This is a genomic window from Micromonospora sp. NPDC049049 (assembly GCF_040649115.1).
Lineage (GTDB): Bacteria > Actinomycetota > Actinomycetes > Mycobacteriales > Micromonosporaceae > Micromonospora.
This window is the reverse complement of record NZ_JBEZEX010000038.1, coordinates 27,358-48,552: the sequence shown is the minus strand read 5'-3', so window position 1 is coordinate 48,552 and position 21,195 is coordinate 27,358. Positions and strand designations below refer to the sequence as shown.

Below are 21,195 nucleotides of genomic sequence, written 5' to 3'. Positions count from 1 at the left end.
GCGGAGGCACCCCTCCGGAATCCCGGAGGCCTGCCTCCGGTTACTCTACCTCGGGACCCGCCCGATCGCCGCCTGGCCACCCCGATCGCCCGGACCCCGACAGACCACCCCGTCACGGACGACGGGCGACAAGCCTTCATTCCCGTACGTAATCAGGGAGTTTTCTCTCGTGGCAGTGACCTCCCGGCGCAGCTCGCGTCGGCTCACCTTCACCGTGCTCGCGGCCGGCGCCGGGTTCTTCGCGATGCTCCAGTCGCTGATCACCCCGGTGCTGCCGACCATCCAGCAGGACCTGCACACCACCCAGAACACAGTGACCTGGGTCCTGACCGCCTACCTGCTCAGCGCGTCGATCTTCACGCCGATCCTCGGACGCGTCGGCGACATGGTCGGCAAGGAGCGGATGCTTGTCGTCTCGCTCGCCGCCCTCGCCCTCGGCTGCCTGCTGGCCGCCATCGCGCCGAACATCGGCATCCTCATCCTCGCCCGGGTCGTGCAGGGCATCGGCGGGGCGGTCTTCCCGCTGTCGTTCGGCATCATCCGCGACGAGTTCCCGGCTGCCCGGGTCTCCACAGCGGTGGCCGCCATCTCGGCCATCGTCGCCGTCGGCGGTGGCCTGGGCATCGTGCTGGCCGGCCCGATCGTCAGCACCCTGGACTACCGCTGGCTGTTCTGGATCCCGATGATCGTGGTCGGACTGACCGCCGTGGCCGCGCACCTGTTCGTGCCCGAGTCGCCGGTCCGCACCCCCGGTCGCATCGACTGGCGCGCCACACTGCTGCTCTCCGGCTGGCTTGTCGCGTTGCTGCTGCCGATCAGCCAGGGCGCCGCCTGGGGCTGGACCTCCACCCGGGTGCTCGGCCTGCTCGCCCTCGCCGTGGTGCTGCTGGTCGGCTGGCTGGTCACCGAGCTGCGGTCGAAGAATCCGCTGATCGACATGCGGATGATGCGCCTTCCGGGTGTCTGGACCACCAACCTGGTCGCCCTGCTCTACGGCGCGTCGATGTTCTCCATGTACGCGTTCCTCCCGCAGTTCCTGCAGACCCCGACCGCCGCCGGTTACGGCTTCGGGGCGAGCATCAGCCAGGCCGGTCTGCTCATGCTCCCGATGGTCAGCGCGATGTTCGTCGCCGGCGTCGTCGCCGGGCGACTCCAAGCCGTCTTCAGCGCCAAGGCGCAACTCGCCACCGGTGCCACCTTCAACGTGGCCGCCTCCGCGATGCTCGCCACCGCGCACGCCACCCGCTGGGAGGTCGCCATCGCCGGTGGCCTGGTCGGCCTCGGCATCGGCCTGGCCTTCGCCTCGATGGCCAACCTGATCGTCGCCAGCGTGCCCGCCAGCCAGACCGGCGTGGCGACCGGCATGAACGCCAACATCCGCACCATCGGCGGCGCGATCGGCGCGGCAGTGGTCAGCGGCGTGATCACCGCCCACCCGCAGGCCAACGGTCTGCCCCGGGAGGCCGGCTTCACGACGGGGTTTCTCGTCCTCACGGCGATCGCCCTGGCCGCCGCGCTCGCGGCCCTCGCCGTCCCGTCCGCCCGGCGGGCGTCGGCCGGTCGCCGGCCGTCCGCCGCGACGATCGTCGAGTCGGAGCTAGCCGGCGAGTTCGCCACCATGCCGGCGACCCGCTAACAGAACGTGTCGCGGCCCGGGCGGTTCGCCGCCCGGGCCGCGACGCATTCCGGAGTACGCTGACCGCTCCCCGTCCGTCGTTCCTCAGGAAGCGCCCATGCCCGAGTTGCTGACCGCCGACCGCATCGACGAGATCGGCGCCCTGGGCCTCAAGAGCCCCGACCCGGCCGCGTTCGTCGCCGAACTGGTGGGCGCCGTCGACGAGGGGCGGGTAGCGGACCCCGACGACACCGGGTACGCCCTGCTGGTCGCCGCGGACATCCTGGAACAGGCCGGCGACCTGGCCGACGCGCTCGCCCTGGCCACCCGCGCCATCGCCGAGCAGCCGGACGACAACGCGTACGCCCGAGCGGTGCGCGGCGGTCTGCTGCTGCGCCTCGGCCGCTCGGACGAGGGAATGGCCGAGCTGACCGCCCTGCGTCCGCTGCTGGAAACCGACCCCGCAGCCACGTACCTGGTCGACGAGCTGGCCGAGTCCGGCCACACCGACACGGCGTTGGAGTGGCTCACCGGGGCGCTCGACGCGATCCTGGAACGGACCCGCACCCAGCAGCACGCGTCCGAGGACGCCCAGGACGAGGCCGCGGCCATGATCTACGGCCTGGCCCAGCGGCGGCACGACCTCCGCGAAGAGGCAGGCCTACCCCACGACGAGTACGACAACCTCGCCGACCGGCTGCGCGCCGCGAGCACCCACGCGCTCGACGCCGTCGACGACGGCCCGGCGACGCTGCTCTTCTGGCCGCAGGCGGAATTCGACGCCCTGCTGCTGCGCTGGCCGGCGCTGGCCGACAGCTACCCGCCCACCTGGGACGAGCACCGCGCCCAACTCGAACGCGCCCTCGTCGACGCGTCCGCGATGGGCGGCGCCGACCTGGGCGTGGTCGCCGGGACCGTCGACGGTCTGGCGGCCTTCGCCGAACGCACCGGCAGCGACCCCACCGCCGAGGAAACCCTCGACGAGTACGCCGACAGCCTCGACGAGGCCGGCGTGACCGCCTGGCCACCCGGCCGCAACGACGCCTGCTGGTGCGGCTCCGGCGCCAAGTACAAGAAGTGCTGCCTGCCCCGCTCGCGCGGCTGATTCTTTCGGGCGCTCTGATTCTTTCGGCGCTACGTGCGGACCGACGGCGCGGACGGAGGCACCGTCGTCATCGAACGCGAACCCACGATCGATTGATATCCCTCAGTGCCGCGGAGGGCTAGGGTGACGGAAGGTAAGCACCCACTCCGGCAAGGAGGACCGTCGTGCGCCGCATCATCACCGCCATCGCACTACTCGGGCTGTCACTCTCCATCGTGCTGGCGCCGACGCCGGCAAGCGCGGCAAGCAGCGTCGACGTCACGTCCGCGACCCTGGTCGCCCGCGGCGTCGCTGTGGACATCACCCTCACCGTGACCTGCCCAGCCGGCCTGTCCGGCGCGACCGAGCTGATCGTCCGGCAGCGGTCGGGCGACAGGGCCGCCTACGCAGGTGGCTGGGCGCCCCTCAACAGCTGCACCGGCGAGCCGCAAGCCGTGACCGGGAGAGCGTGGGTGCAGCCCGACGGGCTGGTCCTCCACAAGGGTGTCGCGCTGATCAGCGGCGGATTCGAGCTGTGCAACCAGGACGTCTGCGACTACCCGAACTTCGAGCAGACGTTCCGCATCACCCGTTGAAGCGCGGCCAAACCATCGCCGCAGGACGCCGCCGGGGGGGACCCGATGATCAAGTGATGAGAAGTAGGTCAGAACCACTTCCGACACCTACTTTTCATCACCTGATCACTGCCGCCGGAGCGAACAGCCGAAGTCGGCAGCGGTGACGGGATCAGTTTCCCAGCGCTCGCACCTTGGCGATCGTCTCCTGCACGTGCTGCTTGGCCGGGTCGCCACCCTGCGACGCCTGTGCGAGCGCCTGACGGTACGAGTCGATGATTCCGACCAGTGGACCGGCGGCCACGCCCTCCAGCGCGCCGGCGACGAGTGCTCGCGCCTCGGCGGCGTCCTGTGCTGCCGCTGCGGTCTTGGCCTTCGCCTCGTCCAGCTTCTGCGACGCCGCCGCCAGTCTCGCGATGATCTGTGCTGCGCTCACGCGCACCTCCCAGTGATCGACCATCGCCTCCACCACCGCACCGGCAGAGACCACATGGGAGCGTACGAGATTGGCGCACCCAGCGCGACCGGCCGCTCGCCCTCGCGTCACCGTGGGCATTGTCGTCCACGCTGGCGACTCTGACGGAGTTTGCCCACTGGGGCCCGACCGAGTCGGAACGCGATCAGATCTTGGACAGTTTCCGTTAGCTCATAACGGAAACTGTCCAAGATCTGAAGTGGCACCACGAAATTGGGGCCAGAGGTCGAGGGCAGCTTGTCTCCCGGCGCAAGTTCGCCGGACTTGATGTGAACGCGGATGCCGTCGGCAAGCAGCGATCCCAAGCTCGGGACCACGCCCGAGTGCGATGCCTCCTAGACTCGGTGACAGCTTGCCGAGGGAGTGACGGGGTGTGACGGTTCAGAGGACAGACACGACATCGGCTGGTCGTGGTCGCCGAGCTCGCGTCATTGGGCTGTCCGGCGCTCTCCTCGGGCTTCTCGCCCTCCTGCTGGCCGTCTCCGTCGCGACCGGCGACGGGCAGAGCATCCTCAGCAGCCTTCAGTCGTCGTCGTCGGCAACAGCCGCGCCCAGTCCGAACCCGGCGTCTCGGGCAGCGCTCTACCGGTCCTGCATCGCCAAGATCCATGGCGACGACGCGTTGGTCTACTTCCGACGGGAGATCCCCGAAAGCCGGTGGGGAGAACCGCTGCGGGGCACTGCCTCGACGGGCAGTGAGCCGTACGTGCTGTGGATCTTCGACGCTCAGTGTGAACCGCACCGGGCGATCGAGGTGGGACGGGCCAGCACTCGCACGTTCAGGGCCGAGGTGGGTCAGGTCTGGTACTACGCCGAGGCGTCGGCGGGGCCTCCCGCCGATGACTGCTCCTGCCGCGTCTTCAGCCCTTCGACCAGCGGCATTGAGCAGCAGTTCAGCGACGAAGGCGGCGTCATCTACCACCTGGACTGATCCGTGCCCAACAGTCGGCGCCCGTGTGCGGTGACGACCAGGCGCCACTCCAGGTCGGTCGTCAGCGCAGACCGCGGACCATCAGCAGGTACGCGCAGTAGGCCATCGGCACCACCAGGAAACAGATCAGGAACCCGAGCGGCAGATATCGCGGCGGGGTGCCGGCGACCATTGCCGGCCGCCCCCAGCGGCCCAGCACCAGGTAGCCGCCGAAGAACGCCACCGCCGGCAACCCCGCGCAGATCCACGCTCCGAGGGTGAACCCGTCCACCAGGCCGACCCCGGAGGCGAGCACCAGCATCAGCACGAGCACCCCGGCCGCCGCGCCGCACCCGGCGTAAACGGCGACCGCTCTCGCCAGCGGCGACCACGTCGGCAGCAGCGCCGGGCGCTGGGCCAGCAACTCCGCCTGCTGCCCGTGCCGGTCGGCCTCGTCGGCCATCCGCCGGGCCAGCTCCAACTCCATCGCCGGGTCCGCCGCGGCCGCGCGCTGCGCGGGCACCCCGCCGCCCGCCGGGCTCACCGCCGTCGGCAGCGCCAGCCGCGCCTCCCCCGCCGGCAGCTGGGGGTACGCCCCGACCCCCGCCCGCCCCGGCGCGCCGGCTGCGCCGGCGGGTTCCCCGTCCCCGGTTCCGGGTGCGGTGGCAGCGGAGGGTGACCCGGTGCCGGACGGCGGGGCGGGCCAGGCGGCGGTCTCGCCTGGCGTTCCCGTCCCCTGACCCGCGCTCGGGCCGGAGGGAGCAGCGGGGGCGGCGGGTGGTTGGTCGACGCCGATGGCTCGGCCGAGCTGGTCGAGGCGCTGCCCCTGAGCGGTGAGCCGCTGCTGGAGGTAGTCGACTGCGGCGTGCAGGTCGCGGCGGCGCGCGGACTCGGCGGCGGCGTGCTGTTCCCCGGCGCGGTGCTGGGCGGAGAGTTGCCGGGCCAGGGCCGCGTACTCCTCGAAGGACACTGTCAGCGCTCCCCGTCCGGGTCGTGCCCGTCGCCGACGAACGGGACGATCAGCCGGGTGCGCTGGTCGTGCCTGTCGATCAGCAGTGCCCGGTCGGGGCGGGGCGTGTAGGTCAGGTCGTGCGCTCCGAGGTACAGGGCCAGTTCGGCGCCGGGCACGTTGAGCGCGACCAGGCAGGCGACGTCGTCGCGGTTCTGGGTGCCGCCGAGGTCGTCGCCGAGCCGGCGCAGCCCTCGCCACCAACCGAGCAGGTGCACCCCCTGCCCGGGGCCCTGACGCAGGAGGGTTCGCAGGTCGTCCAGGCCGGAACGGAACGTGCCGGGGTCGGTGGCACCGAGGACGGGCGCGGCGGCGTCCATGCCGAACACCACAAGGTATTCGCGGCCGGTGGGTTCGGCGGCCAGCGCGGCGATCCGGTCGCGCAGCCCCGCCGCGTCGAGGCGTCCGACCGGGTGGCCGGCGGCCCGCAGGACGGCTTCGGTGTCGTCGGCGACCGCGTCGGCGGCACCGACCAGGCAAGCCAGCTCGAACCGGGCGTCGCCTGGGGTGTGCTGGCGGGCCAGGCTGAGCGTCGCGGCCCGCAGCACATCCGCGCCGGTCGGCGCGGTGCCCACCACGGCGAGGTGCCGACCGGGGGTGGTGTCCATCAGAAACAGTGCTGTGGTGCCGTGCACGTCGACGGTCCGACCGACCAGTGCCATCGGGCGTCGACCACCGGGGCGCAACCCGGCGAACGTGCTGTCGTCCTCGATCCGTGCGGCTTCGTACCCCTTGAAGACCGCCGGGGCCCGCGAGCCCGGCGGGCGGGCCTGCCACAGGTCGTGGCGTAACGCGGCGAGGTCCGCCGTGGCGGCGTGCGCGTCGGGGAAGCGCAGCACGGTGTCGGCGCCGACCGCGCCGGCTGCGGTGTTGACCACGGCGGAGCCGACCGGCAGGGCCGCGGCGGCGTCGTTGAGCTGGTCGAGCACCCCACCACCGCCGGGCAGCGCCACCCGCAACGCGAACTGCCCGAAGATCGCCTCGGCCCGCCCGTAGAGGGCTTCGATGCCGGTCATGCTCTGGCTGGCGAGCACCAGGTGGATGCCGTACGAGCGGCCCTTGCGGGCCAGGTCCTCCAGCAGGTCGACGGCCTCCCGGGCCAGCGCGTCGTTGCCGGCGAGCAGCACGTGGAACTCGTCGATGACCGCCACGATGCGCGGCAGCGGATTGTCCCGGGGCAGGTCGGCGAGCTTGGTGACGCCGTGCCGCTTGAGCGCGGTGGCCCGGCGCTGCGCCTCCCGGCGCAGCTCGCGCAGCACGGCGAGACCGTACTCGCGGTCGGACTCGATGCCGACGGCACGGGCGTGCGGCAACCAGGACGGGTCCCGGTCGGTGGGCACGAACTCGGTGAAGCTCACGCCCTCCTTGAAGTCGAGCAGGTAGAGCTGCAACTCGGCCGGCGAGTAGCGGGCGGCCAACCCGTAGAGGACGTCGAGGAGGAAGACGGTCTTGCCGGCGCCGGTACGCCCGCCGACCAGCCAGTGCGGGGTGGCGTCGTCGAAGGCGAGCGTCAGCGCGGTGTCGAAGGATGCGCCGCCGCCGACCCGGCCGACCACCGTACGCAGGCCGTTGCCGGCGGACTCGGCCCAGCGCCGTTCGGGCAGCAGGTCGGTGAAGGGCAACGCGTCGGCGCGACGGGTGGCGGTGCCGAGGTGCTCGGCGAGCGCGCGGACCGAGGCCGGCGGCGGGTCGCCGTCGAGCAGGACGGGTGCGGCGAGCCCGCTGCCGTCGGCGCTGAACGGGGTGCCTGGTGGGTCGCCGACGTGCGCGTACCCCTGGTTGAGCCGCACGGCTGTGGTGCCGCCCAGCGGGGGCACGGTCGCACCGGGCAGCCGGGACGGGTGGCCGGCGAGCAGCACGCACACGGAGGCGGCCGGGCCGGCGTGGGTGAGCGCGGCGAGCCGGGCCAGCTCGCGGGGCGGCGGCGCGTCGGTGGCGACCACCACCAACAGACGACGGGCTGCGGGCTGGCCGTGCTGCGCGGCGCGGGCGTGCTGCTCGGCGGCGTCCAGCAGTGCGGCCACCTCGGCCTCGCCGGTGGCCGGCGGGTCGAGCACCCCGGCGTCGAGCAGTGGTCGCAGCGGGCCGAAGGTGGCGCCGAGCGCGGCGGTGTCGATGCCGGCGACGCGGACCTGGCCGGGCGGCGCGGTGGCGACCAACCGCAGCACCAGCGCCCGCAGCAGCCCGGCGACCTGCGGGTCCCGGGCGTCGGTGTCCAGGGCGAGGTGGTGGCCGCCGCCGAGCGGGACCAGCACCGGAAAGCCGCCGTCCGCTGTGGACGCCTCGCCGATCCGCACCGCGGCCGGCTCGTCGGTCAGCGGGGTGACGCCCGGGGCCGGGGTTGCCAGGGCACCGCCGAGGCGGGCGAGGCGGGTCACCAGGTCGTCGGCGCCGGCCGGCGCGACGGCGGTCGGTGCCGCTCCCAGGGCGTTGCGGGCGGTGTCCAGATGCGCGCGAGCCGCCCGGTGGGAGTTGACCGCCTGCCCGTACGCCGACGCGAGCCTGCCCACCCTCTGCCCCCAACGCCACGGCCGCCTGGTCCCAGGAACCCTAACGGACACCGGTGGCACCCGGACAGTCCTGCGAGGACGTGTCACGCCGGACCGGTCAGGCGGGGCCGCACGCCGCCGGGGCGGACCCGTCGGCCGCCCCGCAGCGGAACACCTCCACCGGCGCCCTCGCCACGTCGGGCACCTGCTCGACCCGCATCAGGGCCAGTCGCTTGTCGACCGGCTCCCCCGAGTCGGGCGTGAACCGAATCAGCCCGGCCACCCCCGGGTAGCCCTGCCCGGCGTTCTGCCGGAGCACCTCCGCGTGCACGGCCACCGGGTTGACCGAGTCCGGTTCCCAGCGTTGCCGCGGGTCGGCGTGGTGCAGCCGGGCGGCGAGGCTCTCCACGGCCCGGATGAGCATCATCGACGCGTCGTAGGCGAGACTGACCCGCTCACCGACCTGCTCTTCGGAGTCGGGCCGGCAGCGCGGCGGGTCGAGCAGGTCGTCGGCCTGGATCCAGGACAGGAAGGTCGCCCGGGCGTCGTCGCGCCGGTCCTGGGCGGCCCGCAGCGCCGCGCAGGTGGCCAGGGCCGCCTTGGAGACGTACGTGACGGGCAGGTTGCCGGGTGCGGCGGCGCGCAGCCCCGGGTTGGCCATGTACCGGTTGGCCGAGTCGTCGGCGACGAGGTGTCGGGGCGGGTTGCCGCCGCACTCGCGCAACGCCCGCAGGAAACCGTCGAACTCCGACCATCGGCCCGCGTAGAAGAGCAGCCCGGGGTAGCCGCACTCGTCGGTCAGCCGCTGCCCGGTGCGCCACTCGTCGAGGCGGGTGATCCGGGGGCCGAACTGTTGTCGGAGCCCGTCGACGAGGGTGCCGACGTAGAGGTCCTCGGTGAGCGTGCTGCCCTCCAGGGTGGTGTAGAAGACGTGCGCCTCGTCGACCTTCAGCACCTGCCTGGCGTACGCGTCGACCAGCTTCACCTGGTCCTTGTTCGGTGCGGAGATCTGGAGGTAGAGGCGGGAGTTGGCGTCCATCTTGTCGGCCGAGAGGGTGGGCGCCAGCACCGGCAGCCCGACCTGGTTCAGCTCGCGCAGCGCGCGGGCAGTGCTGGTGCGGCTCTCCACCAGCCCGACCACCCCGAGCACCGTGGGGTCGTCCCGGGCCAGCTCGGCCAGCATCGCCACCGCCCGGTCGGCGTAGATCATCTGGCGGCCGGCGTTGGCGACCACGATCCGCAGCAGCGCGGCGCCGTCGGCGCCGGCCGACTCCTTCAGCAACGCGTACTGGGCGGTGGCCATCCCTTCGAGCTCCTCGCGCTCGGAGACGTACGACTCCTCGTCCGCGCGGGTCCGGTTGCCGGTGAGGGTGCCGAGGTAGACCAGGGTGAGGAAGGGCCGCCGCCGGTCGCTGCGCTGCCAGACCTCCTCGGCGGCGCGGTTCTGCGCGAAGATGCGCTCCTGGACTGTGCGCAGCCGGTCCTGGCCGGGGTCGTTGTTGAACACCTGGGCGGCGCTGTCGCTGTAGCCGACACACTCGCCGCTGCCGGCCACCTCGACCGAGACCTGGCCGGTGAGCGAGGGGTGACAGCCCGGCCCCCACCGGCTGGCCACCCACAGGCCGAGCACCGCCACCAGCACCAGGCAGAGCGCCGTCGGCAGGAAGCGCCGCGACCACCACGGCGGGTCGGGCGCGGAGAAGGGCCGCAGCCCGCCACGCGACGGTGGGCCGGTGTCGGTCTCGTCGGGGCGCAGCGCCACCAGCCAGGTGGCCGGGCGGCGCAGCCGTCGCATCTCCGGCAGCGCACCGGCCCACTCGTCGTACGCCTCGTCGGCCTCGGTCAACGGGTGCGGTTCGGGCAGGTCCGGTGGGGGTTGCCCACCGGACGCGACGATCAGCAGCGGGTCGTTGCGGCCGGTCTCGGTGCGGACGTCGCCGATCAGGCGGACCAGTTCCCCGCCGACGTTGCCGGGGGCGACGTGATCGATCAGCAGAGCCGGGTACGCGGTGCGCCGCCAGTCCGAAAGGCGCCACGGGCGACGCCGGTACGCCTGCCGCAGGTCCTCCAGGAACGCGTGCAGCAGCAGCTTGTTGACCTGGTCGGGTTGCTCCCCGTCGCGCCAGCCGGCGGTGAGACGCTCGGCGAAGCCGAGGAAGGTGACCGATTGCCGGGGCGCCAGATACTGCTGGCGCATGAACCAGTTGTAGTGCCGCCCGAGCACCGGAACCCGACCGGAGACGGCGGCGCGGAAGAGCACGCCCGGCACGGCGCGACGGACCAGCCAGAGCAGCACCTGCGAGACGATGCTGACCGCGTCGCCGCCGGAGGGCACCGACTCCGGCGTGCGCGGGCCCCTGCGGTCGCGCAGCCGGCGGACCAGGGCCGCGCGGCTGTCGTCGGCGTCGATGCCCAGGTTGAGGCTCTGCTGCATCAGCCAGTCGGCGAGCGGATAGTGCCGGAAGCGCAGCCGGGCGGCACCGAAGGCCTCCAGGGAGAGCTGCCGGTGCAGCTCGCGCAGCAGCGCCGGCACGTCCCCAGCGCCGGTCGGCGCGTCGGCGTCCAGCACGGCGTGCGGGACCCGCCGCCGGGGGCCCTGGCCGAGGAACCGGCGCAGCGGCACCATCAGATCCGCGGTGTCGGAGCGGACCAGCCACAGCAGGGGCAGCCGGCGCTCGCCGCGGCGGGGTCGCCGCAACAGTCGGGCGAGCAGCGTGAACAACTCCAAGCCGCCGGCCGGCAGGCGTTCCCGACCAGCGGTCGACTGTCGTTGGCCGGTCAACTCCCGCCTGGGTAACTCCGAGCGCCGCACGTGTCACCTCCGATCAACACAGTGTGACCTTGCGGTGCAACGCACGCCAGAGGACGACGGCCGACGATGGGTGTGGCGGCCAGCGACGTTCACAGTTGTCGATTAGGTTGACGTGGCGAACACCCGATGGAGGGAGTCCACCCCGTGCGACGAGTCCTCACGGCGGCCACCACCGCCCTGACCCTCACCACCGCCGGCACCATGCTCGCCGGCACCCCCGCCCAGGCCGCCCCGACGGGCTGGGGCCGTCCGGTCGTCTCCGCAGCGCCGCAACCCGGCGCGCCCGGACTGGGCGACAGTTACTTCCCCGACTACGGCAACGGCGGCTACGACGTCGAGCACTACGACGTTCGGCTGCGCTACGAACCGGCCACCGACCTGCTCACCGGCACCACCACGATCCTCGCCACCGCCACTGAGGACCTTTCGACGTTCAATCTGGACTTCCTGCTCGACGTCGAGTCGGTCCGGGTCAACGGTTGGGCGGCGAGCAGCACCACCGCTGGGGCGCACGAGTTGGTGGTCACCCCGGCCCGCACGGTGACCCGGGGCCAGCAGCTCACCATCGTCGTGCGGTACTCCGGTATCCCGTCGGAGGCCCTGGTCAACGGCTACACCGGCTGGACGCGTACCGACGACGGCGCCCTCGCCGTCAACGAGCCCGAGTCGGCGTGGTGGTGGTTCCCGAGCAACGACCACCCTCTGGACAAGGCCACCTACGACATCTCGGTCTCGGTGCCCACCGGCGTCGAGGTGATCAGCAACGGCGTGCAGCCGAGGCCGCCGCTGGCCGAGGCCGGCAACCGCACCCGGTGGATCTGGCGGACCACCTCCCCCACCGCCACCTACCTGGCCTTCATGGCCATCGGCCAGTACGACATCGTCACCGACACCACCCCTGGCGGCCAGCCGGTGATCAACGCGTACAGCACGTCGCTGGGCGCTCTCGGGCCGGCCGCGCGGGCCAGCATCGAGCGGACCGCCGAGATCGTCGACTGGGAGAGCGGGATCTTCGGCCCGTACCCGTTCGAGGCGCAGGGCGGTGTGGCCGGGCCGATCGACGGCATCAGCTTCGCCCTCGAGACGCAGACCCGCCCGGTGTACGGGCCGGGCTTCTGGCGACGCGGCGCCAACACCTACGTGGTGACGCACGAGCTGGCCCACCAGTGGTTCGGCGACTCGGTCTCGGTGGCCGACTGGCGCAACATCTGGCTCAACGAGGGCTTCGCCTCGTACGCCGAGTGGCTCTGGTCGGAGGAGCAGGGCGAGGGCACCGCCCAGGAGGTCTTCGACTTCACCTACGCCAGTTACCCGGCTGACGACGGGTTCTGGCAGGTGCTGCCCGGCGACCCGGGCGCCGCCCGGGTCTTCGACAACGCCGTCTACGACCGGGGTGCGATGGCACTGCACCAGCTGCGGCTGGCCGTCGGTGACGACGCGTTCTTCGAGATCCTGCCGACCTGGACCGCCGAGCGCCGGTACGGCAACGGCACCATCGAGCAGTTCCAGGCCCTGGCCGAGCGGGTCTCCGGACTGGACCTGGACGACCTGTTCACCACCTGGCTCTTCACCGCCGGCCGACCCGAGGTGGCCAGCGCCGCCCGCAAGGCCGCCCCACCGACCGAGCCCAGATCCTGGGCCAAGATCCGCGAGTCCCACGAGCTGATGTCCCACTAACCCACCCCGCCCCACCCCCGCCCCGCCCCACCCCACCCCACCCCACCCCACCCCGGCCACGTCGATCATGGAGTTGTGGTGCCTGACATATCAGGTAAGGGCGTATCTTCTGCCCACCACAACTCCATGATCGACCGGCGGGGGTCGCGCGGCCGGGGTTACCGGGTCGCGGCTTCTACGGCGCGGATGTGCCGGTACGCGAACCAGAGCGGCGGGAACGCACCGACCGCGAAGGACAGGTCGATGAGCGTCCAGAACCAGGGGATGTCCCGGATCGGGCCGCAGATCAGCGCCAGCGGAACGATGCCGGCGCAGGCGATCATGCCGACCTGCACCACCCAGACGTTGCGCACCGGGTCGCGCAGCGGCCCCCAGAAGGCCACTGCCAGCACCAGGTGGGCGAAGGCCAGCCAGTCGGTGCCGTAGAGCAGGAACGGGTAGTCCTCGCCGGCCGTCACGAGCCCGGTGTGCACCCGCTCGATCCAGGCGACCAGCGCGGGCAGGTGGCCGGCGAGCGGATCCAGTACGCGCAGCAGCCAGCGCACCTCGATCTCCAGCGGAAACGCGGTGACACCGCTCAGGAAGAGCCCGATCAGCACGACCCACAGCCATCGGCGGGTTCGCCGTAGCCGCTCCTCATTGTCCATGATCGCAGCGTAACGATGATCTTCAGTCTGCCCTGTCCCGGAAGCGGGCCACCGAGGGTGACCGCTGTCTCAGCGGTTCGCCACCGGCCCGGCGGTGGCCAACTCCCGGAGCCGGACCCCGCCCGACCGCACCGCACCGGCCTCGGCGGGCACGATGACGCAGACCGCACCGGTGGGCCGCACGATGCGGGCGGCCCGGAACGCCGCTCGTCGTACCGGATGGCGGGGTCGCGGAACGACGAGCGCGAGGGTCGCCGCACGGCCGCGCTGCCGATCGAGGGCGACGCCAGCCGCCGTCGTGGCGATCGCCGCTGCGGCTCCGGCGAGGACGAGCGTCTGCCGGGGCCCGGCATGTTCGGCGAGCCAGCCGAGCAGCGGGGCGCCGACCGCGGCGGAGACCGAGCCGGTGACCGCCAGGGCGGCGAGCACCCGGCCCCGCATCGCGCCGTCGGTGTCGAGCTGGGCGCGGGTACCGACGGTGGTGTCGATGACCACCGCGGCGGCGGCGATCGGCAGGATCACCGCGGCGAAGCTCCAGGTGCCGGGCGCGAGGCCGGCGACGATCTGCAACCCGCTGGCGAACAGGCCCGCGACGACGAGCGTCCGGTAACCCAGGGAACGCCGCCGGGCCGCGACGAGCGCGCCCACCACGGTGCCGACCGCGAACACCGTCGACAGCAGGCCGTACCCGGAGGCACCGGCGTCCAGCGGCCCGTCGCTCATCGCGGCCATGGTCACCTGGTAGTTGCGGCCCAGGCTGCCGAGCACGAACGACAGGGCGAGCGCGAGGAGCAGCACCGGCTGCCCGCGCAGGTAGGCGAACCCGGCGCGGGCACCGCCCCGCGTCCGGGCGACCTCCGGGACCGGGAGCCCGGGCACGCCCGCCGGGCGTACGGCGAACAGCGCCACCACCACGGCGGCGAAGCTGACCGCGTTGATGCCGAACAGCAGGGCGGGTCCGACGGCGGCCACCACCACGGCGCCGAGGCTCATGCCGAGGATGCGGCCGGCGGAGTTGCTGAGCGAGCCGAGCGCCAGCGCGTTGCCCAGCGTCTCCCGGTCGACGAGGCTGGCGGCCCAGCGCCCCATCACCGGGCCTTCGATCGCCGAGACGGCACCGGTGGCCAGCGAGATCGCGAAGATCAGCGGCAGACCGCCGACCCCGGTCAGGGCGACCGCCGCCAGTCCGGCGGCGAGCACCGCGTGGGCGCACTGGGCGGCGATCAGCAACGGGCGGGCGGGCAGCCGGTCGGCCAGCACACCACCCCAGACGCTGAGCAGCAGCGTGGGCGCCGCCTGGAGCAGCACGGCGAAGCCCATTGACGTCGCGGAGCCGGTCTCCTTCAGGACGTACCAGTTGACCCCGAGGACCTGCATCCAGGTGCCGATGACGGAGACGAAGCCGGCGAGCGCCCAGATCCGGTAGTTGCGGTGGCGCAACGCGGCGAAGGTGGCACCTCTGGCCACGACGAACCTCCAGCGATCGGCAGCATGATCATTCACACCGATCGCGGCGCGGTTCGGCAGCCGGCAAGTCTTGCCGGCTTAAACCTTTTTGCCCACATGTGTGAGCGGCTTCACCAGCGGGAATGCCCGGCCGATGCGGCGGCGGACCTGCCGCACCGACCGGACGCCCGCACCTCAGCGAGCGGCGAGAGCCTGCGCGGCCGGGCCCACCGGGGCCGGCAAGGCACCGACACCGCCCAGATAGCTGTGGATGGCCGCGGCGACCGCCCGCCCCTCGGCGATGGCCCAGACGATCAGCGAAGCGCCCCGGTGCATGTCACCAGCCACGAACACCCCGTCGGCGTCGGTCTGCCAGTCGTCGCGGGCGTCGATGGCGCCCCGCGGGTTGCGGGCCACGCCGAACTGGGCCAGCAGCGGCTGCTGCTCGGTGCCCTCGAAACCGATCGCCAACAGCACCAGATCGGCCGGCAACTCCCGCTCGGAGCCCGGCACCACAGTGACGACCCGCCGGCCGTCGCGCTTCTCCACTGTCACCTCGGCGATCCGCACCGCCCGCACCTGGCCGGTGCCGTCGTCCACGAACTCCTGCACCGCCACGGCGAAGACCCGCTCGCCACCCTCCTCGTGCGCCGGGTAGCTACGCAGCACCCACGGCCAGGTCGGCCACGGATCCCGTGCCTCGTCGCGCTCCTGCGGCGGCTGCGGGTACAGGTCGAGCTGGTGCACGCCCGCGGCGCCCTGGCGGTGCGCGACGCCGAGACAGTCGGCCGCCGTGTCACCTCCGCCGATGATCACCACGTGCTTGCCGGCCGCGTCGATCGGCGTGCCGTCGGGCAACACCGCGGGCGCCAGCCGACGCTCGGCGGTGGCCACCACGCCGGCCTGGTCGGTCGCCGCCGTGGCGACCGCGCGATTCGCCGCGACCAGGTGCGCCATCGCCTGGTGTACGCCCCGAAGCGCCCGCCCCGGGGTCTCCGGGGTGTCCCGGCCCTGCAACGCCCCACAGGCCAGCAGCACCGCGTCGTGCTCGGCGCGCAACTGCTCGGCGGTGACGTCCACGCCGACGTTCACGCCGGTGCGGAAACGCACCCCCTCGGCGGTGAGCTGGGCCAACCGGGCATCGATGTGCCGCTTCTCCAACTTGAAGTCGGGAATGCCGTACCGGAGCAGGCCACCGATCGCGTCGTCGCGTTCGTACACCGTCACCGCGTGACCGGCGCGGGCCAGCTGCTGGGCGGCGGCGAGCCCGGCGGGCCCGGAGCCGACGACGGCGACCGACCGGCCCGACGGCGCCGGCACCGGGCGGGGGGTGAACCCGCGCGCCGCGGCGGCGTCGGCGATCTCCACCTCGACCTGCTTGATGGTCACCGGTTGACCGCCGGAGATGCCGAGCACGCAGGCCGCCTCGCAGGGCGCGGGGCAGAGCCGGCCGGTGAATTCCGGGAAGTTGTTGGTGGCGTGCAGCGACTCCACCGCGGCGTCCCAGTTGCCGGTACGCACCAGGTCGTTCCAGTCCGGGATGCGATTGCCCAGCGGACAGCCGTCGTGGCAGAACGGGATGCCGCAGTCCATGCATCGGGTGGCCTGCTCACGGACCAACTCCTCGCCGGCCGGCGGGTACACCTCCCGCCAGTCGCTGATCCGCACCGGCACCGGGCGGCGGGCCGGCAGCCGCCGGTCGTAGCGCAGGAAACCGTTCGGGTCAGGCACGTGCCACCTCCTGGGCAGCCACCCGCGGGGCGGGCGGCACCGGCGCGGCCGGCGCGCTCAGCGCGCCCATCACCGCGTCGTCGACGTCGCGGCCGGCTGCTTCGGCGGCACGCATGATCTCCAGCACCCGGCGGTAGTCGCGGGGTACCACAGCGGTGAACTCGGCCACCGCCTCCGGCCACCGCTTGAGCAGCTCCTCGGCGACCGCCGACCCGGTCTCGGCCACATGCCGTTGGACCAGCTCGTGCAGGAGCGACTGCTCCTGCTCGCCCACCGGCAGCAGGTCGACCAGCTCCGCGTTGACCCGGGCCCGATCCAGGCGGTGCACGAACGCCGTGCCGCCGGACATACCCGCCGCGAAATTCCGGCCGGTAGCGCCCAGCACCACCACGGTGCCGCCGGTCATGTACTCGCAGCCGTGGTCACCAACACCCTCGACCACGGCGACCGCGCCGGAGTTGCGTACCGCGAACCGCTCCCCCACCCGGCCGCGCAGGAAGACCTCGCCCGCCGTGGCCCCGTACAGGATGGTGTTGCCGGCGATGATCTGATCCTCGGCCCGCTGCCCCGGCTCGGCGTCCGGGTCGAGGAACGGCGCGGCGGCGTCCGGACGGACGATGAGCCGACCCCCGGAGAGGCCCTTGCCCACGTAGTCGTTGGCGTCGCCGTGCAGGCGCAGGGTCACGCCGCGCGGCAGGAACGCGCCGAACGACTGCCCAGCCGTGCCGTGCAGCACGAACTCGACGGTGTCCTCGGGAAGGCCGGCGCCACCGAAACGACGGGTCACCTCGCCACCGAGCATCGCGCCGACGCTGCGGTGCTCGTTGCGCACCGCCACCTCGACCCGCACCGGCGCCCCGTCCGTCAGAGCCGGACGCGCCAACGCGATCAGCTCGTTGTCGAGCGCCTGCTCCAGGCCGTGATCCTGCGCGCGGACCCCGCGTCGGGCCGCGTCGGCGGGCAGCTCCGGCAGGTGCAGGACGGGCGCCAGGTCCAACCCGTGCGCCTTCCAGTGCGTCAGAGCCGGGGCCACGTCCAGCAGCTCGGACTGCCCGATCGCTTCCTCGATCGACCGGAAACCCAGCTCGGCCAGGTAACCCCGGACCTCCTCGGCGAGGAAGAGGAAGAAGTTCTCCACGAACTCCGGCTTGCCGGTGAAACGCTCCCGCAGCACCGGATTCTGCGTGGCGATGCCGACCGGGCAGGTGTCCAGGTGGCAGACCCGCATCATCACGCAACCCTCGACGATCAGCGGCGCGGTCGCGAAGCCGAACTCCTCCGCGCCGAGCAGCGCCGCGACCAGGACGTCCCGGCCGGTCTTGAGCTGGCCGTCGACCTGCACCGTGACCCGGTCGCGCAGCTTGTTGAGCAACAGCGTCTGCTGCGCCTCGGCCAGCCCCAGCTCCCACGGGGTGCCGGCATGCTTGAGCGAGTTCATCGGGGAGGCGCCCGTGCCGCCGTCGTGGCCGGAGATCAGGATGACGTCCGCCTTGAGCTTCGCCACCCCGGCGGCGACGGTGCCGACGCCGACCTCGCTGACCAGCTTGACGTGCACCCGGGCCGCCGGGTTGACGCACTTCAGGTCGTGCACCAACTGGGCGAGGTCCTCGATGGAGTAGATGTCGTGGTGCGGCGGCGGGGAGATCAGACCCACGCCGGGGGTGGCGTGCCGGGTCCGGGCGATCCACGGCCAGACCTTGTTACCGGGCAGCTGACCGCCCTCGCCCGGCTTGGCGCCCTGGGCCATCTTGATCTGGAGGTCGTCCGCGTTGACCAGGTACTCGCTGGTCACACCGAAGCGGCCGCTGGCGATCTGCTTGACCGCCGAACGGCGGGCCGGGTCGTGCAGCCGCTCGACGTCCTCGCCGCCCTCACCGGTGTTGGACTTGCCGCCGAGCCGGTTCATGGCGATGGCGAGCGTCTCGTGCGCCTCCGCCGAGATCGACCCGTACGACATGGCGCCGGTGGCGAACCGCTTGACGATCTCGGTGGCCGGCTCGACCTCCTCGATCGGCACCGCCGGACGGACGCCGGTGCGCAGTGTGAACAACCCGCGCAGCGAGCCGGCCTGCGCGGCGAGCGCGTCGACCTTGGCGGTGTACTGCCGGAAGACGTCGTACTGCCGGCTGCGGGTGGCGTGTTGCAGCAGGAACACCGTCTCCGGGTTGAACAGGTGCAACTCACCCTCGCGGCGCCACTGGTACTCGCCGCCGACCTCCAACCGGTCGGAGGTGGCGGTGCCGGCCGGCGGCCAGGCCAGCGCGTGCCGGGCGGCCACCTCGGTGTGCACGCCCGCGAGACCCACCCCGCCGATGCGGCTGGGAGTGCCCCGGAAGTAACGCTCGACCAGCCGGCTGTCCAGGCCGACCGCCTCGAAGACCTGCGCACCGCAGTACGAGGAGACCGTCGAGATGCCCATCTTGGACATGATCTTCAGGACGCCCTTGCCGAGCGCCTTCGCGTAGTTGCGCACCGCGGCGGCGGGCTCCACCCCGGCCAACGTGCCGGTGGCGATCATGTCCTCGACCGACTCGAACGCCAGGTACGGGTTGACCGCCGCCGCGCCGTAGCCGATCAGCACCGCCGCGTGGTGCACCTCCCGGCAGTCCCCGGACTCGACGATCAGCGCCGCCCGCGTACGGGTCTGCTCGCGGACCAGGTGCTGGTGCACGGCGGCGGTGAGCAGCAGCGACGGGATCGGCGCCAGGTCGGCGTTGGAGTCCCGGTCGGAGAGCACCAGGATGCGCACCCCGTCCTCGATCGCCTCGGAGACGTGCCGGCAGATCTCGGTCAGCCGCGCCTTGATCCCGGCGGCGCCCTCCCGGATCCGGTACAGCCCGGAGACCCGGACCGCCTTGAAGCCGGGCAGGTCGCCGTCCTCGTCGATGGAGAGGATCTTCGCCAGCTCGTCGTTGTCGAGGATCGGATGCGGGAGCACGATCTGACGGCAGCTCGCGGCACCCGGGTCGAGCAGGTTGCCCTCCGGCCCGATCGTCGACGCCAGGCTGGTCACCAACTCCTCGCGGATGGCGTCCAACGGCGGGTTGGTGACCTGGGCGAAGAGCTGGTGGAAGTAGTCGTAGAGCAGCCGCGGTCGGGTGGACAGCGGCGCGATCGGGGTGTCCGTACCCATCGAGCCGAGCGGCTCGGCGCCGGTGCGGGCCATCGGCCCGAGCAGGATCTTCAGCTCCTCCTGCGTGTAGCCGAAGGTCTGCTGCCGGCGGCGCACCGAGTCGTGCGTGTAGACGGTGTGCTCGCGCGCCGGCAGGTCGTTCAGCTCGATCAGCCCGGCGTGCAGCCACTCGGCGTACGGCTGGGCGGCGGCCAACTCGGACTTGATCTCCTCGTCGTGCACGATCCGCCCGGCCACCGTGTCGACCAGGAACATCCGGCCCGGCTGGAGTCGCCCCTTGGCGACCACGTGGGCCGGGTCGAGGTCGAGCACGCCCGCCTCGGAGCCGAGCACCACGAGCCCGTCGTCGGTCTGCCACCAGCGCCCCGGACGCAGCCCGTTACGGTCCAGCACCGCGCCGACGATCTCGCCGTCGGTGAAGGCCACCGACGCCGGGCCGTCCCACGGCTCCATGAGGCTGGCGTGGAAGCGGTAGAAGGCGCGCTTGGCCGGGTCCATCCCCGGGTCGTTCTCCCACGCCTCGGGGATCATCATGAGCACCGCGTGCGGCAGGCTCCGCCCGGCCAGGTGCAGCAACTCCAGGACCTCGTCGAAGTTCGCCGAGTCGGACGCCGCAGGGGTGCAGACCGGGAAGACCCGTCGGATGTTGCCGGGCACGTTCGGCGAGCGTAGGAGCGCCTCGCGGGCCTGCATCCAGTTGCGGTTGCCCCGGATCGTGTTGATCTCGCCGTTGTGGGCGATGAACCGGTACGGGTGCGCCAGCGGCCAGGACGGGAAGGTGTTCGTGGAGAAGCGGGAGTGCACCAGCGCGATGGCGCTGTCCACCCGCTCGTCGCGCAGGTCCGGGTAGAACGCCGGCAACTGGTCGGGCGTGAGCATGCCCTTGTAGACCATGGTGCGGCTGGACAACGACGGGAAGTACGCCGGAACGCCACGCTCGGCGGTCTCCCGCTCGGCCTGCTTACGCAGACAGAACGCCACCCGGTCCAGCTCAAGGCCGCGCAGCGGGGAGCCGGCCGGCCCGTCGGGTGTGTCGGTGAGGCGGTGCGCCGCCAGGAAGAGCTGCCGGACCCGGGGCATCGCCGCCAGGGCGGTCTCACCCAGGTCACTCGGGTCGATCGGCACGTCCCGCCAACCGAGCAGATCGGCGCCCTCGACCAGTGCGTACTTCTCGACGACCCGGCGGGCACGCGCCTCGGCGGCATCGTCGTCGGGAAGGAAGACGAGCCCGGTGGCGTACTCGCCCGCTGGGGGAAGCGCGACGTCGGCCACCGCGCGCAGGAACGCGTCGGGCACCTGGATCATGATGCCGGCGCCGTCGCCGGTGTTCGGCTCCGCGCCTCGGGCGCCCCGGTGGTCCAGCCGACAGAGCGCGCCGAGCCCGTTGGCGACGACCGAGTGTGAACGCCGGCCGTGCAGGTCCGCCACGAAGGCCACGCCGCAGGCGTCGTGCTCCTGCGCTGGGTCGTAGAGACCCTGGGCGGACGGACGGGGGTGGGGCGTCGGGGACGCCTGCGGGCTGTGGGGGTGCGGCTGTTCTGTGTCCGCGTACGGCTGAGCCACCGGGCCTCCTGTCGTCACTCAGGTTGGAT

13 protein-coding genes are annotated in these 21,195 nt (G+C 72.6%); 5 read left to right on the top strand and 8 right to left on the bottom strand.

Annotation, left to right across the window (positions count from 1 at the left end; genetic code table 11):
• Nucleotides 1–169: 169 nt before the first annotated feature.
• From AB0B68_RS28305 to AB0B68_RS28295, 3 genes are all read left to right on the top strand, one after another.
• Nucleotides 170–1,636, top strand: coding sequence for an MFS transporter (locus tag AB0B68_RS28305; protein ID WP_357263904.1), 1,467 nt, complete (start codon nucleotides 170–172; stop codon nucleotides 1,634–1,636).
• Between the two features lie 97 nt (nucleotides 1,637–1,733).
• Nucleotides 1,734–2,720 (top strand): SEC-C domain-containing protein, encoded by a 987-nt coding sequence (locus tag AB0B68_RS28300; RefSeq protein ID WP_357263902.1) that lies wholly within the window; start codon nucleotides 1,734–1,736, stop codon nucleotides 2,718–2,720.
• Between the two features lie 164 nt (nucleotides 2,721–2,884).
• Nucleotides 2,885–3,295 (top strand): hypothetical protein, encoded by a 411-nt coding sequence (locus tag AB0B68_RS28295; protein WP_357197025.1) that lies wholly within the window; start codon nucleotides 2,885–2,887, stop codon nucleotides 3,293–3,295.
• Between the two features lie 151 nt (nucleotides 3,296–3,446).
• On the opposite strand, the gene AB0B68_RS28290 is transcribed toward AB0B68_RS28295, so the two are convergent.
• A complete protein-coding gene (locus tag AB0B68_RS28290; protein ID WP_357197022.1) occupies nucleotides 3,447–3,710 on the bottom strand; it encodes a DUF6244 family protein in 264 nt (87 codons plus the stop codon).
• A gap of 412 nt (nucleotides 3,711–4,122) precedes the next feature.
• Between AB0B68_RS28290 and AB0B68_RS28285 the strand changes: the two genes are divergently transcribed.
• Nucleotides 4,123–4,680, top strand: a complete 558-nt coding sequence (locus AB0B68_RS28285; protein WP_357263899.1) for a hypothetical protein — start codon at nucleotides 4,123–4,125, stop codon at nucleotides 4,678–4,680.
• 61 nt (nucleotides 4,681–4,741) lie between these two features.
• On the opposite strand, the gene AB0B68_RS28280 is transcribed toward AB0B68_RS28285, so the two are convergent.
• The 3 genes from AB0B68_RS28280 to AB0B68_RS28270 form a co-directional block, all read right to left on the bottom strand.
• Nucleotides 4,742–5,629, bottom strand: a complete 888-nt coding sequence (locus AB0B68_RS28280) for a hypothetical protein (protein WP_357263896.1) — start codon at nucleotides 5,627–5,629, stop codon at nucleotides 4,742–4,744.
• Between the two features lie 2 nt (nucleotides 5,630–5,631).
• A complete protein-coding gene (locus tag AB0B68_RS28275) occupies nucleotides 5,632–8,178 on the bottom strand; it encodes an FtsK/SpoIIIE domain-containing protein (RefSeq protein ID WP_357263893.1) in 2,547 nt (848 codons plus the stop codon).
• A gap of 97 nt (nucleotides 8,179–8,275) precedes the next feature.
• Nucleotides 8,276–10,969, bottom strand: coding sequence for a hypothetical protein (locus AB0B68_RS28270; RefSeq protein ID WP_357263890.1), 2,694 nt, complete (start codon nucleotides 10,967–10,969; stop codon nucleotides 8,276–8,278).
• A gap of 144 nt (nucleotides 10,970–11,113) precedes the next feature.
• On the opposite strand from AB0B68_RS28270, the gene AB0B68_RS28265 reads away from it, so the two are divergent.
• Complete coding sequence (locus tag AB0B68_RS28265; protein WP_357197008.1) at nucleotides 11,114–12,646, top strand: M1 family metallopeptidase; 1,533 nt, start codon at nucleotides 11,114–11,116, stop codon at nucleotides 12,644–12,646.
• A gap of 158 nt (nucleotides 12,647–12,804) precedes the next feature.
• On the opposite strand, the gene AB0B68_RS28260 is transcribed toward AB0B68_RS28265, so the two are convergent.
• The 4 genes from AB0B68_RS28260 to gltB form a co-directional block, all read right to left on the bottom strand.
• Entirely contained in the window at nucleotides 12,805–13,293 is a 489-nt protein-coding gene (locus AB0B68_RS28260) for a hypothetical protein (RefSeq protein WP_357263886.1), read from the bottom strand.
• Nucleotides 13,294–13,362: 69 nt separating this feature from the next.
• Nucleotides 13,363–14,760, bottom strand: a complete 1,398-nt coding sequence (locus tag AB0B68_RS28255) for an MFS transporter (RefSeq protein ID WP_357197003.1) — start codon at nucleotides 14,758–14,760, stop codon at nucleotides 13,363–13,365.
• A gap of 174 nt (nucleotides 14,761–14,934) precedes the next feature.
• A complete protein-coding gene (locus AB0B68_RS28250; RefSeq protein ID WP_357263882.1) occupies nucleotides 14,935–16,470 on the bottom strand; it encodes a glutamate synthase subunit beta in 1,536 nt (511 codons plus the stop codon).
• Entirely contained in the window at nucleotides 16,463–21,166 is a 4,704-nt protein-coding gene (gltB, locus tag AB0B68_RS28245; RefSeq protein ID WP_357196997.1) for a glutamate synthase large subunit, read from the bottom strand. Before gltB ends, AB0B68_RS28250 begins: the two co-directional genes overlap by 8 nt.
• Nucleotides 21,167–21,195: the final 29 nt, after the last annotated feature.

What these genes read in the sequence shown, in the direction of transcription:
- AB0B68_RS28300 (WP_357263902.1), top strand. Translation starts at nt 1,734, where the DNA reads ATGCCCGAGTTGCTGACCGCCGACCGCATCGACGAGATCGGCGCCCTG.
- AB0B68_RS28260 (WP_357263886.1), bottom strand. Translation starts at nt 13,293, where the DNA reads ATGGACAATGAGGAGCGGCTACGGCGAACCCGCCGATGGCTGTGGGTC.